The 14,142-nt window shown below is 42.5% G+C and carries 9 protein-coding genes; 2 read left to right on the top strand and 7 right to left on the bottom strand.

Going from position 1 to position 14,142, the window contains the following annotated elements:
• Positions 1-57: 57 nt before the first annotated feature.
• From HUJ22_RS09315 to HUJ22_RS09305, 3 genes are all read right to left on the bottom strand, one after another.
• On the bottom strand, positions 58-1,074 hold the full coding sequence (locus tag HUJ22_RS09315) for a serine hydrolase (RefSeq protein ID WP_290876527.1): 1,017 nt from the start codon (positions 1,072-1,074) through the stop codon (positions 58-60).
• Positions 1,071-1,334: a hypothetical protein gene (locus HUJ22_RS09310; protein ID WP_290876525.1), complete on the bottom strand. Its 264-nt coding sequence runs from the start codon at positions 1,332-1,334 to the stop codon at positions 1,071-1,073. Before HUJ22_RS09310 ends, HUJ22_RS09315 begins: the two co-directional genes overlap by 4 nt.
• A gap of 163 nt (positions 1,335-1,497) precedes the next feature.
• The gene (locus HUJ22_RS09305; protein WP_290876523.1) at positions 1,498-3,030 is read right to left on the bottom strand and encodes a M20/M25/M40 family metallo-hydrolase; all 1,533 of its coding nucleotides are present in this window, start codon (positions 3,028-3,030) and stop codon (positions 1,498-1,500) included.
• 226 nt (positions 3,031-3,256) lie between these two features.
• On the opposite strand from HUJ22_RS09305, the gene HUJ22_RS09300 reads away from it, so the two are divergent.
• Positions 3,257-4,819 carry an amidase family protein gene (locus HUJ22_RS09300; protein ID WP_290876520.1) on the top strand — a complete coding sequence of 521 codons (1,563 nt, stop codon included), beginning with the start codon at positions 3,257-3,259 and terminating at the stop codon, positions 4,817-4,819.
• Between the two features lie 62 nt (positions 4,820-4,881).
• Here the strand turns inward: HUJ22_RS09300 and HUJ22_RS09295 are convergent, their stop codons facing one another.
• A complete protein-coding gene (locus tag HUJ22_RS09295; RefSeq protein ID WP_290876518.1) occupies positions 4,882-7,632 on the bottom strand; it encodes a prolyl oligopeptidase family serine peptidase in 2,751 nt (916 codons plus the stop codon).
• Positions 7,633-7,936: 304 nt separating this feature from the next.
• Here HUJ22_RS09295 and HUJ22_RS09290 point away from each other — a divergent pair, with 304 nt between their 5' ends.
• A complete protein-coding gene (locus tag HUJ22_RS09290; RefSeq protein WP_290876516.1) occupies positions 7,937-8,395 on the top strand; it encodes a hypothetical protein in 459 nt (152 codons plus the stop codon).
• 43 nt (positions 8,396-8,438) lie between these two features.
• Here the strand turns inward: HUJ22_RS09290 and HUJ22_RS09285 are convergent, their stop codons facing one another.
• The 3 genes from HUJ22_RS09285 to HUJ22_RS09275 all read right to left on the bottom strand — a co-directional run bounded on the left by HUJ22_RS09285 (position 8,439) and on the right by HUJ22_RS09275 (position 14,116).
• A complete protein-coding gene (locus tag HUJ22_RS09285; protein ID WP_290876514.1) occupies positions 8,439-9,119 on the bottom strand; it encodes an ABC transporter ATP-binding protein in 681 nt (226 codons plus the stop codon).
• Between the two features lie 40 nt (positions 9,120-9,159).
• On the bottom strand, positions 9,160-11,586 hold the full coding sequence (locus HUJ22_RS09280) for an ABC transporter permease (protein ID WP_290876512.1): 2,427 nt from the start codon (positions 11,584-11,586) through the stop codon (positions 9,160-9,162).
• A gap of 145 nt (positions 11,587-11,731) precedes the next feature.
• On the bottom strand, positions 11,732-14,116 hold the full coding sequence (locus tag HUJ22_RS09275) for an ABC transporter permease (protein ID WP_290876510.1): 2,385 nt from the start codon (positions 14,114-14,116) through the stop codon (positions 11,732-11,734).
• Between the last annotated feature and the right edge of the window lie 26 nt (positions 14,117-14,142).

Genomic DNA, 14,142 nt, shown 5'->3' with positions numbered 1-14,142 from the left:
TGATAAAGAGAGTATTGGGCAGGCTATTTGTTACAAACTTTTTCCTGAAAGATTTTTTCAGGAATGATGCTCTTTCAGGTAAGGTATAATTTGGTCTTCAAGTAATTCAAAAACGGGTTCTTTATAAGTGCGACGCTGGGTGGCATTCTCCAGGAATGAAGTAATAACTACTACTGCATTTAACTCCGGGATCATAAAGAGATATTGACCGCCAAACCCCCAGGCAAAGAACACCTTATAATTTCCCACCGGTCGGTTCCACCACATGTATCCATAATCGTAAGGATTAAAATTGCTGCGTGTGTAGGTTTGGAAAGAATCCCGCACCCATTTTTGAGAGACAATTCTGTTGTCTTCATAAGTGCCGCCATTTAACAGCATTTGTCCAATTTTAAGAAGGTCTTCTGGAGTCATTGCGATATTATTGCCCCCCATATAGTATCCTTGTGGATCCCGATCCCATCCACCAACCTGTATGTCCATTGGCTCAAATAAATATCGGTTTGCGAAAGTCCGGGTACTCATTCCGGTAGCCTTGGTAATAATTACGGATAGTAAATGGGAGGTACCGGTACTGTAGACCATTTTCCCGCCGGGTTCTTCTTCAAGGGGCTGGTCGAGCTGGAATTTTACCCAGTTATCACTTATCACCCAACGCCCGTAATTATAAAAACTGGTAGTTTCCAGTCCCGCTTGCATAGACAGGAGATTTCGGATGGTGATATTCGCTTTTACGGAATCCGGGTTAGCTTCAAAATATTCCGGAAAATAATCACTTAAGGTTTCATCAATGGAAAGGTCGCCCCGGTCAGCTGCAATGCCGGTAAGTAGGGAAATAATACTTTTGGAAGCCGATTTAATGTTATATGGATGATCCGGAGAAGCATTTCGGAAATAATCTTCACCCAAAAGCTTTCCATTCTGCTGAACGAGGACACTTCGAAGAGAAGTGATAGTTTCGGCTTGAGTGAGAATTTCTTCTAAAGAGCCTTCATTAGAAGCCGGTTGGGCTACCAGAATTGAAGTAGAAGCAACAAAAAAAGAGACAATCACTCTTGTGAAAAAAGAAATCATGCTTTGCTTTTGAATCGAAAAGTTACCGGAATTTTATCCTCAAACGGAGTACCGATGTGATAAAGTTCCCATTCTGCATCATAGTTCATGATTCGATCTCTTAATATGGTTATTAAGTCTTCTGAGCTACCATTTTCAGCATGCCATTCAAAGGTTTCTACTCTGAATTTCATATTTCGTTTCTCGCCATTTACGTGAACATCAAGGTTTACGACTTTTTCTACATTTGGGACGGTGAATTGTACACGGACATTATGCATGGTTTTACAGTTTAGAATTAGCAGTCAACAGATTTCTTTATTCAAGAAATGTGCCAATTAATATCTTGCTTCTAAAACCAGCCTCATGCTGTTTTTGTAGGCTGGAAGTGTTCATTTGTAAACAGCAAATGTTCGAAACTGTACATCTTAGGGCCATAAAGTTTTATTCCATTGTAAAAATGGAAGAGTAGATGTCCATTCCATACCAAATGTTGCCAATTCGGATATTTTCATCCGGAGCATGCTGATTGTTGTCGTGATTGGCAATGGGAACAATTACAATGGGCGTTTGCATCACTTCTTCGAAATGAAAGATCGGAAGGGTGCCTCCGTAAGATGGATAGAGAATGACTTCTTCATTGGCTGCCTGCTCAATAGCCTCAACAATCTGTTGGGCCATGGGATTATCGATAGAAGTCCGCATGGCCGGGTATCCGCCTCCGCGGGTTACTTTGGCAATTTTACGATGTTTGAGACGGGTTTCTGTACCAGGGGTATCCCGGACAATGTGGTATCCTTGCTTTTGGATATGTGCTTCTACTTTATCTTGCATGTCTTGCGGGTCATTCCCTTTAGCCAGGCGAATCCCCAGTGAAGCGGTAGCTGTGGTAGGAATTACGTTTCGCGCCAGTTCTCCGGTATTACCGCTGCTGAGTCCCCGTATGGTCAAAGTGGGATACATAAAACTTTCGATCAGGGATCGGTTTTCAAATTCAGTCCAGCTGAGGCCAAGTTCTTTTTGGATTTGAGCATCATAATCAGGCAGTGTGGCAAAGGCCTTCCGGTCGGCTTCAGTGATGGGAGCAGTTGAATCATTAAAGCCTTCAATCAGGATTTCTCCGGTTTCATTTTTCATGCTTGCTAATAAGTTCGCAAGCATTTGTCCCGGCACGGGAGACCATCCCCCGTAATGGCCGCTATGCAAAGGGCGGGAAGGGCCATAAACGGTGATTTCCATTCCGGTAACTCCTCTCACTCCAAAAACAACTTGTGGCCGACCGCTTTGGTGTTTTGGGCCATCGAGGAAAACCCAAAGGTCTCCTTCAAACTTGTCTTTGTATCGCTCCAGGTATTCCCTGACGTTGGGTGAGCCAGCCTCTTCTTCGCCATCGAAAAAGAATTTAATGTTAGAGGTGAGGGAGATTTCAGATTCATTCAGTGCTTCCAGTGTTGCAAGGATTGCAGGAAAAGGGACTTTATCGTCAGAGGCAGAGCGGCTGTAGATTCTCCATTCCGGGTTTATATATTCGCTTGGTTCAGGGAATGCGATTGGTTTTCCATCTTGTTCCATCGAGCCGGAGTATAGGGTAGGTTCCCAGGGATTATGTGTCCAGTTTTTAGGATCGGCCGGCTGGCCATCATAATGAACATAGAAAATCAAAGTACGTTCGGCACCGGGTGTATCAATTTCTCCGTAAATAACCGGCGGAACATCAGGCTTATCAGGTAAAGTAAGCAGTTCCATGGAGGCACCCCTCTTTTCAAAAGCGGCTGTAAGAAAATCTGAGTTCTTTTTGATGTTCTCAATATCAGAAGCAACATTGGGAATGCGAAGCAGTTCCATATAATCCGATAAAATCCGGTGGGCATGTTCATTCCGGTAGTCCTGAACAGCTTGAACAGCCTGATTTTGAGCCAGGGAAGATAGCGGTGTAAAAATAATAAAAGAGATGAGTAAACAGGTAACTTTGTACATGGGGATGTTTTTAATGATTATGATGATCTGATATTATGAACTGTCAAATTACCGGGAATCGGTTTTGTATTAGTTATTATTTCAGTAATAACGCTTTGTGATAGGGCTTCTTCATCAAAACTTATTAAAGGATTTGTAAAATCTTATTCTGTCATAATTAAAAGGAATGAAAGGTAAAATAAAAAGGTAAATTACTTTAGTATAGCGAGTAGATAGATCGGAAATAATGAAAATAATAGCGCTTTCTCTGGGATTACTTTTATGGTCCACTTCAATTCATGCTTTGGGTCATCAAAACTTGTCTTCAGTGGGAGGTCAGTTAGATAAATGTGGATCTTTTGACCTGAAAGATGCAGATATCAGAAGTGTTCATGAAGCTTTTTTAGATAAAAGTTTGACGGCTGAAGAACTCATATCATGTTACATCAGTCGGATTGACAAAATTGACAAGGCTGCCGGTATTAACGCAATAACTGTCACTAATCCGAAGGCAATTGAAGAAGCCCGGTTATTGGATAAAGAGTTTAAAGAAATCGGAAAATTACGACCACTTCATGGCATTCCGGTCATAGTTAAGGATAACATCAGTACAAGTGGAATTGAAACGACTGCGGGCTCATTGGCTCTTAAGGGGTATATACCAAAAAAAGATGCCACAATCATAAAAAGACTTAAAGCAGCAGGTGCAATAATTCTGGCGAAATCCAATATGGCTGAGTGGGGAATCAATGCCAACGTCTCTATTAGTTCAACTGCCGGTGAGACATTAAATCCATATAACCTAAAATATACAACTGCGGGGTCAAGTGGCGGAACAGCTGCAGCTATTGCTTTAAATTTTGGGATTATCGGATTGGGGACAGATACCGGAAGTTCAATTAGAGGACCGGCTTCGCACAATGCGTTAATTGGTGTCAGACCTTCCATGGGGCTTACGAGTAGAAATGGCATTGTACCTTTAAATTTAAGAAATGACATGCCCGGCCCTATGACACGATCAATGGAAGATGCAGCCCGTGTTTTAGAGATCATAAACGGTTACGATGAAAAAGATCAGTTAACAGAATATGGGTTAAATATGGTTCCTGAAAGCTATATAGACCGTATGAATAAGACAGATCTGAAGGGTGTTAGAATCGGTGTGTTCAGAAGGATCAGTATGTATGCAAGCCCGGAAGTGAGTAAATTGTTTGAAAAAGCCATATCAGACCTTAGGAAGCAGGGTGCTGAGATCGTAGATCCGTTTGAAGTAGCAGGATTTGATTCTTTGAGACATAATCAGTGGTGCCCAACCTTTCAGGAAGATCTTAACCTATTTCTTTCGAGTTTGGAAGACGATGTACCTGTCAGAAGTTTAGATGAAATAATTGCGTCGGGTAAATATTCCCCCTACATAAAGAATGACCTTCTTAACTATCAGAGATACAATAATTTAAAGGGTGAAAATGTTTGTACTGACGTGTTCACAGATGTAAGGCGTATTGAATTCAGGCAGGCTATTGAAAGAGCAATGAGTATCTACAGAGTGAGTACAATCATATACCCGTCATGGAACAGATCCCCTGCTAAGGCTGGAACTGTGCAAGCAATAACAGGAGATAATAACCACATTATTGCTCCACATACGGGGCAGCCTGCCATCACAGTACCTATGGGTTACCTCCCGGGAAATTTACCTGCTGGCTTACAATTTTTAGGTAAAATGTTTGAAGATCACAGGTTAATGTCAATTGTACAGGTTTACGAAAAAAAAACCCATCATAGAACCCATCCGGTCGTATTACCCTGATGTGGTGTTGCCATCAAAGCTTTTTTTAACTGTTGCAATAGCAAGAGATGGTTTATCAAGATCTATTCTGCCTTATTATACTTTTTGTCAATGTAGGGGATACCATTCGATATCCAATCAGCCGCAGGTGCGTTTCTTACATAATGGTCAAACCATTGCTTCATTCTGATTTGGAAATCAATTTGGTTGGCCTCTCTCCCTAAATGGTGTCCCTCCCCTGGATAGGATAGAAGCACAACTTCTTTATCGAGACGGCGGGCAGCGTTATAGAATTCCAGCCCTTGCATCCAGTCTACCGCCCCGTCATCCGTTCCGTGCAGAATCATAAATGGTGTTTCAATATCGGGGGCATGGAACATGGGGTTTTCCCGCTGATAGTCTTCGAGGTGGCTCCAGGGGGTGACATCACGCCCCATACGTACTTGTCCTATTTCCATAATTCCATGATGATTTGTACCTGTGCTTCCATAGATATTATTATAGAAACTGGTTAGATTTGTAGGCGGAGCCCCTGTTACCACGGTTGCAAACATGTCGGTTTGTGTAAGAATAAACGACGATTGATAACCTCCCCAGCTATGACCTTGCAACCCTATTTGCTCTGGATCAGCATAGCCAAGGTCAATTACTTTTTGAGTAGCAGATGTGATGCAATCGAGAGAGCTTGTTCCGGGTCTTCCAAACTGAAAAACATTGTCTGGCATAAATACCAGGTACCCGTTGCTGGCATAGGTTGACATGTGCGGGCGGTCATCATAAACGGGCATGGAATATTGATGATGGCGGTCAGACATTTTTTCGTAGAAATACACAATCATCGGGTATTTCTTGCCGGGTTCATAATTAGCAGGCAATGTAAGCGTACCCTGGAGTTTAATTCCGCGGCTATTTTTGTAGTCAACCAGCACTCTTTCTCCCCAGGCATATTCTTTTTGCTGAGGGTTGGCATCCGTGATTTTTACGAGGTTATTAAACTTTGAATCGGTTTGATAATAATCCGGGAAGTCTACAAAAGTCTGGCGGGTAAGTATTACTCGGTTCGCATCGCGGGCTTTTTCCGGGTTTCCAAAATTCGCGTCTTCATACAAAAGAGGTTCGGGCGTATCACCTATGTTTAGTTCGTAAAATCCGTTTTTCTTGGTCCACTCGCCAAAGGCCGAAAGCAATAATTTACCGGAGGTATCGATGTATTCTTCGTTATCGTCCAGCTTTTCATACCTGAAAATTATTTTCTCCTGTTCGCCTAAACCACCGGTAATATTCTCAGCCTTTGAGCCATTCAGCTTCAGCATCCAGAGATCGTATTTGTGATTCAAGATTACATGCTCGCCGTCTTTGGTCCATCCGGCTACGCCAAAAGTCGGACTTTCGTGCGGATAGGGGTGATCGGTATTCGTAAACTGTACAGGTGCAGCTTCAGATAAATTGGTATTGGTGTTTTGTTCCACATCATATACATATAACATGGTGTCTTGCGCTGCTATTTTTTGATACAGGAAATAACGCCCGTCCGGAGAAACTCCATTAGTACGTTTAACATTTTCGGAAAAAAGTGTACGCTCACCGTTTTGAAGGTTAATCCGGTACAAATCTGCTGGCGAGACGCCCCAGTTTAAATCATCAGTATAAGGTTTTTCATCGCGGCCGATCCCAAACCGATTATGATCCGAGATATTTAAATCACGCATGCTTTCATCGGTTAGACGTGTAAAAGTGGATTTTTCGGGGTTAAAAGAAGCTATATAAGTAAATCGGAGGTCTCTTGTTGCCTGTCGTTCCTGTACCGTTTGGATGCGGTCGTCCTTCCAATGGAAAACATCTACATTGGCAACGGTATCTTTGTCCATTTTTAATTTATGTTCCTGTTCGCGAAACCCCAGGAAAACCAATTCACTGCTGGTGCTCCAGGAAAGATCTCTATTTCCGCTTATTACCATATTGTCAGGAAAATTAGGTTGAGCATCAGGATCTAATAACGTTTTAGTTAACCCGGAATCCAGGTTGCGAGCTATCAATAATTTATTTTTAGGATGAGCTAAGCTGTCAATGGTTATTCCTTTTAATACAGCAAGCCCGTTTCCTTTTTGATTCCATTCGGAACGCTGTGCATTTTCATCATCCCAGCTTAAATTTGTGTAAGAAACCGTGTCAGAATCGAGGGTAGTAAGAATGCCGGTATCCAGGTTCTTGAGATATAACCCGTTCCCTTCCTTTTCACTGGCGTCTATAAGATAGGCTAGCATGGTGCTTTTCTTGTTGAATGCAAATTCCGATACGTTTCCAATATTAATTACGGTGCCATCCCGGAGGTCGCGTACTATCAAATCACTGCCTTTATGCTTGCTTTTATCTGACTCGGGCTTTTCGCGGTGGACAGTCCAAAATTTTCCATTCATGGAGAATTCCATACCGGCTGAGCGGTCAACCGTATATTTTTCTCCTGTTTCAAGATTTAGTAACTCAGCTTGATTATAAATTTTTTCTTTGCTCTCAGTCATTTTCTTGCGTGTATCTTTGTCGACAGTAATGGTATAAGTGACCCATTTACTATCATCTGAAAAGCTGACATTTTGAGCAAGGGGAATGCTGAATTCGGAGTTATTACTCAATGAAATGACATGCAGAGTGTCGTCACCGCCGTTAGGACGCAGGCCGTAAGCCATCCAATCCCCGTTATTAGAAATTTCAGCTCCAACAATGCGAGACCAGCGGTCATAATCGTCAATTGTCAGCACTTTGTCTTGTGCTAATACAGCACTGTTAAGGATAAACATTGACATAATCAGGAGGGCAGTAGAGAGAGCTTTTTTCATGGGAGGAAGAGGTTAAGTGAATTTTATTCTGCAAGTATTTAACGGGAAAGGAGGTTCATAATCAAGTTCCTGCTTGTTAAAACTTGTCAGTGCCCCATATTATATCTTACTCTTTGATTGTGTTAATTAATGCATGGTAATCCGGTTCGGGAATGCTTTCTTCTAATGAAGAATTTCCTTTAAAGAATTTTTTAAAAGACTAAACATGAAAAAAACGATTTAACGATGATAAATCAATGAATGAAATATTGCGATATGGTTGTTATGAACATAAGTGAAAACAATAAAAAATGGAGTGCTAAAAATGTCGCTGTTACAATCGGACGAAGTATTAAAGTACCTTTCAAATATAGTACATAAGGATACACAACAGCATGAACGCCACATTGATTTGACGGTTTCGGAGATACATCTGTTAACAGGTTCCGGTTCCCTGGATTTTGGAGGAAGCGAATTCAAGGCTGCTCAATCGGTACCTGTTTCTGCAGAGAAAAAAAATTCCGATGATAAATATGGATGGTGGCAATTAAAAAAAGGAACATACCGGGCTTTTTTTAACGAATCCATCAATGAAGGCCAAAATTATACAGCCATTGTTTCTCCTCATATTCATACACAGGAAGCTGGATTAATTAGCAATACGTATTTAATAGCCTCCGGTGAAGCTGTAGGTACCCTTTCTTTGAATTTTACGGTTCCGGAAACCGGTTGTGATATCAAAGAAAATGCCCGATTTGCTGCGTTGTTCTTGATTGAGGGTTAATTTTGATTTCAGATTACATATAATTTAGGAACAGGTGAGCCGGTTAAGATTCGTACGGGTTTTCTTGTATCAAAGCCCCGTCTTTCAGGTTGATGATCCGGTTTCCATAACCTGCCATTTTCTCGGAGTGAGTAACTTGTATGATGGTGACTCCTTCGTCATTCAGTTTTTTGAACATTTCCATGATCTGTTCGCTTTGTTCGGAGTGAAGATTTCCGGTTGGCTCGTCAGCAAGTATCAATTTTGGATTCCCAATAATGGCGCGAGCTACACCTACTATCTGCTGCTGCCCCCCGGAAAGTTGTGGTGGGAATAAATCCTTTTTGGCAACAATGTTAAATCGATCCAGGATATCAGCTACCATTGCCTTTCGCTGCTTCCCATTAACATTTCGGTAGAGAAGAGGCATCTCGATATTTTCATAAACGGTGAGTTCATCAATTAAATGATAAGCCTGAAACACAAATCCGATATAAGATTTGTGATACTTGGATTTCTGTTTTTCGCTGAGGTTATGAACATGTTCTCCCAAAAATTTATATTCGCCCTCAGAAGCATCGTCCAAGAAGCCTAAAATATTTAACAGGGTAGATTTCCCGGCGCCACTTGGACCCATAATAGTTACGAATTCCCCTTCCTTGATATCCAGGTTAATGCCCTTCAGGATGAAGGTTCGCTGGAACCGTTTGTCGATGTATTTGTCGATGTCTCTTAGTTGGATCATATTTTTTATTTGTTATTGGCTTTGCTCCGAGAGCTTCGCGCTATTCACTTCTTAAGCTTTCTACGGGGTTCGTCATTGCTGCTTTAATGGATTGCCAGCTGATGGTAGCTAATGCAATTAAAAGCGCAGTTATACCCGCCAGCGTAAAAGTCCAAATGGGAATATCAATCTGGTAGGCAAAATTTGAGAGCCATTGTTTCATTGTAAACCAGGCAACCGGGATGGCGATACCTATGGCTATTAACACCAAGGCGGTAAATTTGGTTGAAAGCCGTAAAACGATCTGTGAAACGGTGGCCCCCAGTACCTTTCGAACACCGATTTCTTTTATTCGTTGTTGTGTGGAAAAGGATGCCATACCGTATAATCCAAGTGCAGCAATGATGATCGCGAGGATGGCAAAAAATCCGAATAAGGTTCCCAGTCGTTCTTCGGCTTCATACTGCTCGTCAAAATTATCCTGAACAAAGTAGTATGAAAATGGATATCCGGGACGGAGAGTAGCCCATTGTTCTTCCAGGAAATCAAGGGCAGCTTCCCGTTCATTATCGCGGATTTTTACGGCCACGCTGCTAATTCGGTCATCAGGAATCAAGAATACGATAGGGGCGATAGGTTGATGCAGCGATTCGAAGTTAAAATCCTGGACAACGCCGATAATTCGTCCCCGCCGGCTTCCGTAATGGAATTCTTTATCAATGGCTTCTTGAGGAGAAGACCAACCAATGGTGCGAACGGCTGATTCGTTCAAAATAAATGATTCAGTTGAATCACTGGCGAGATTAATATCAAAGTTTCGCCCTGCCACCAAATCAATATCAAAGGTTTCGATGTAATTATGGGCAACATGGATATCTGCAATCCTAAAATCAATTTCTCTAAGCTCCCCATTTACTTCTGCTGAGGTACCTTGGGAATCGAGAAGGCGTCCCGAGGGAACCCGGCTTGCCATAGAAACATTGAGAATCCCGGGATGTGATAATAACCTCTGGCGGATATTTTCATAATTAGAAGTAATTTGTTGACTGACCGGCAGTACGGCAATATTTTCTTTGTCAAAACCCAGGTCTTTATTTCTCATGAAGTCAAGCTGCGTGTACACTACCAGCATGCAGGTAATCAATGCAATGGAAATGGCAAATTGGGTAACTACCAGTACAGACCGGAATCGTTCATGAATCTTTCCGGCTTTAAAAGTTCCTTTGAGTACGCTTGCCGGCTCAAATCCTGACAAGAAAAAAGCAGGGTAACTTCCGGCTACCAAACCAACGAAACCCACAATTCCGATCAACCCAATCAGCTGTGTATAGTTTTGCAATAAATTTAAGCTCAGGTTTTTGTCGATGAAATCATTGGCATAGGGGAGAATCAATTCCACCAAAAAGATGGCAAGGAATAGAGACAGCAGTGCCATCACCATAGATTCCCCTATAAACTGGCGGATTAGGGAAGCCCGGTCTGCACCAATCACTTTTCTCAAGCCGACTTCAACGGCGCGTTTTACTGATCGGGCGGTGCTCAGGTTCATGAAGTTGATGCAAGCAATGATCAGGATAAAAAGAGCAATCGCCGTGTAGATATAGATATACTCAATGCGGCTGTTGGCCTCAATTTCAGAATCCAGATTAGAATGAAGATGGATATCAGTGAGGGGTTGGAGGAAAAGCATGGTTCCTTCAGAGGCAGGCCGGTCATGACCTTCCTGTCCTAAATTCCGATCCATGAAGGCAGCAATTTGATCCTGGAGTCGGTGATAATCATAATCCTCAGGAAGCAGGAGGTAGGTGGCGAAATTGTTGCTCCCAAAATTCTGCATCATGGCTGCCTGCCCCCCATAGAACTGTACTACCGGTTCCATAGAGGCAAGAAAATCAAACTGAAAGTGTGAGTTCTCAGGTACGTCTTCAACAATGCCTCTCACTTGTAAAGGAAGGGTAACCCCCTGTGCCTCAAACTGAATAGATTTGCCCATTGGATCTTCTTCTGCAAAATATTTTCGGGCCATGCTCTCGGTGAGCACGATGCCATCGGGGTAAGTAAGGGCCGTAGCCGGGTCGCCTTCAATCATCTCCCAGGAAAACATGTTGAAAACCTCGGGGTCAGCAAAAAAGAACCGGTTTTCTACAAAGGATTTATCCTCATACCGAAGGAGTGGATTAACCTCGAAAAAACGCACCATTTCTTCTACGGTTCCCTCAAAATCATTTTCCAGCATGGGTCCGAATGGAGGGGCGGCGTGACCAAGATGTAAACTGGTTTCTCCATCTTGATTGAACCAGGCGCGGCTTACCCGTACAATACGGTCTGAATTATCATGATATTTGTCATAACTCAGTTCGTACTTTACATACAGCAGAATGAGGATACAAACTCCCATACCCAAGGCGAGTCCGAATATGTTAATGAATGAATATCCGGGGTTCTTGCGGATATTTCTTAAGGCGATCTTTATATAGTTCTTTAGCATGATCTCAGAAATTTGGTTCAGAACATTACACGGGTACTTTTAAGAATCGTTACAGTTGAGGTGTTTTTATGCCGAGCGCAGAGGGCAAAGTGCATGGCCGTTGGATTTTGCAACGAGCCATGCGCTCTGCTCCGAGCGATTCGGACTATTCACTTCTTAAACTTTCTACGGGGTTTAGTAAAGCTGCTTTCACGGCTTGGTAACTAACGGTCATAACGGTGATCAATAAAGTGAGACCTCCGGCAATTAACATAATATTGTAACTGATGTCGATACGGTATGCAAAGTTTTGAAGCCAGTCACTCATTACAAACCAAGCTACCGGCACGGCCAGCAAAAATCCGGTAATGACCAATTTCAGGAAATCCATTGAAAATAGTCCAAGAATATTGAATAAGGAAGCACCGAGCACTTTGCGAACACCAATTTCCCGTGTGCGCTGTTCTACCATGTAGGAAGATAATCCAAAAAGTCCCAGGCAGGCTACAAAAATAGCCAGCAGCGAAAAGCCGGTAAATATATATCCAATCTGGGTTTCAGAGCGGTACAGGGCATCAAACTGCTGGTCCACAAATTGGTATTCGAACGGAATGGTTGGGAAAAAGCTCTCCCATGAAGCCTCGAGTGAGTGCAGGGCATTTTCAATATCAGAGGAAGTTAGTTTTACCAATAATTTATTGAATCCATCCTGAGGGAAGATCATGAGAGGTTCAATTTCATTGTGGAGGCTTGAAAAGTGAAAGTTATCTACGACTCCTACAATAGTACCAATGCGGTCGTGCACTTCGGTTCTTCTTCCGATCAGTTCTTCGGGTTCCACCCCAAAGACCTGCGCTGTTTTTTCGTTAACAAGGAAAGCGTATTCCGGATTTTCTTCCCGGTTGGTTGCTGAGAAGTTATTTTCAGATATAGGATCACCGGCGATGATTTCTATGTTAAACATATCCGTGAATTCTGGTCGGGCCCGAAGTCCGTTGATGACAAAATCAGGGTCTTCGTTAATTCCATCGACATCAATTTTGTATCCGGAGCCAATTTCTACCGGAGAGTGTGAAGCCATGGTTATTTGTCCAATGCCCGGAATCTGACTTAATTCTGATCGGAAAGCTTCAAATCTGTTTTCAACTTCGCCATAAGATGTAAGAGCAACCACATTCTCTTTATTGAAGCCGAGCTCTTTCGTTTGGATATAGTCTACTTGATTGTGAACAACCAGGGTGCCGATGATCAGAAATACGGAAATCCCAAATTGAAACACTACCAGTGCTTTTCTGAGAGATGTATTACCTGCAGTAGTGGTTCTGCCACCCATTAATACCGCTGAAGGCTGAAACGATGAAAGCACCAATGCGGGGTAACTTCCGGCTAATAATGTCACCAAAATGCCAATACCCGCCAATAATAATAGAAGGAGAGGATCGGTGAAATTAATGGGCAACGTTTGTCCGGTTAACCGGAAGAATCCGGGAGCAAATAATTCTACTAAAAAGAGAGATACTAACAGAGAGATGAAAGTCAGGAAAGCAGATTCGCCAAAAAACTGCCCCATCAATTCTTTCCGGCCCGATCCCATAACTTTTCGGATACCGACTTCCCTTGACCGACGAACAGAGCGTGCCGTAGCAAGATTCATATAGTTGATACAGGCAATAATCAATATTAACAGAGCGGTGATACCGGCGGCAAGCACATAACGGAAATCGCCTTGTGGTTGTATTTCATGATCAATATTTGAGTGAAGGTGAATATTGGTTACCGGCTGCAGGGGAAGCTCAAAAGGACGGGACTCAGCAAGGCTCTGTTGTACAAAAGTGTTAATTTTACTCTCAACAGCCGTTGGATCGACACCGTCCTGAAGTGCGATATAAGTGTAAAATTGAGACCCTTGTAATTCTGTATCGGATAATTGACCCCAGCTTCGATAGGTTTCAAGTGATGCAATGATGTCAAAACGGAAGTGACTATTATTCGGAATGTCTTTCATCACACCGGTTACTTCATATTCAACGGTGCCGGTTGTAGTGATGGTCAGGGTTTTGCCAATGGGATTGGTATCTCCAAAATATTTTCGAGCCATACTATTACTCACTACGATAGTGCCGGGTCGTTTTAGAGCCGAGCGGGCATTTCCGGCCAATAATTCGAAGTCGAATAAATCGAAAAGGCTTGAATCGGCTGCCGCAAAGCTGCTTTCTTCAAATACCCGGTCTTCGTACTGAACAACAACAGGCCTGTAGTTACCATATGCATATATGCGAACAGCTGACTCTACTTCCGGGAATTCCCTCTGTAAAACAGGGGATACAATGGAAGGAGTTAATGCAATCTGTTGTTGAGGAGTTTGCAGGGTAACCCGGTATAACCTATCTGCTTTACTGTGATATTTATCATAAGAAAGTTCAAACGAGATGTATCGGAAAATCAATACACAGGCGGCGATCCCCACAGCCAGTCCAAGGATATTGATAAACGAATACCCGGGATTCTTACGGATATTTCGTAAGGCGATCTTTACATAATTCTTTAGCATGGCATGGAAGGATTGGTTCAAATACT

This window comes from Gracilimonas sp., assembly GCF_014762685.1.
In the GTDB taxonomy this organism is placed as follows: domain Bacteria; phylum Bacteroidota; class Rhodothermia; order Balneolales; family Balneolaceae; genus Gracilimonas.
Note: the sequence above shows the minus strand (reverse complement) of the source record. Positions and strands in the feature narration are given on the sequence as shown.

Excerpts from the sequence above, each read along its gene's own strand:
- HUJ22_RS09315 (WP_290876527.1), bottom strand. The coding sequence starts at position 1,074 with ATGATTTCTTTTTTCACAAGAGTGATTGTCTCTTTTTTTGTTGCTTCT.
- HUJ22_RS09310 (WP_290876525.1), bottom strand. The coding sequence starts at position 1,334 with ATGCATAATGTCCGTGTACAATTCACCGTCCCAAATGTAGAAAAAGTC.
- HUJ22_RS09305 (WP_290876523.1), bottom strand. The coding sequence starts at position 3,030 with ATGTACAAAGTTACCTGTTTACTCATCTCTTTTATTATTTTTACACCG.
- HUJ22_RS09300 (WP_290876520.1), top strand. The coding sequence starts at position 3,257 with ATGAAAATAATAGCGCTTTCTCTGGGATTACTTTTATGGTCCACTTCA.
- HUJ22_RS09295 (WP_290876518.1), bottom strand. The coding sequence starts at position 7,632 with ATGAAAAAAGCTCTCTCTACTGCCCTCCTGATTATGTCAATGTTTATC.
- HUJ22_RS09290 (WP_290876516.1), top strand. The coding sequence starts at position 7,937 with ATGTCGCTGTTACAATCGGACGAAGTATTAAAGTACCTTTCAAATATA.
- HUJ22_RS09285 (WP_290876514.1), bottom strand. The coding sequence starts at position 9,119 with ATGATCCAACTAAGAGACATCGACAAATACATCGACAAACGGTTCCAG.
- HUJ22_RS09280 (WP_290876512.1), bottom strand. The coding sequence starts at position 11,586 with ATGCTAAAGAACTATATAAAGATCGCCTTAAGAAATATCCGCAAGAAC.
- HUJ22_RS09275 (WP_290876510.1), bottom strand. The coding sequence starts at position 14,116 with ATGCTAAAGAATTATGTAAAGATCGCCTTACGAAATATCCGTAAGAAT.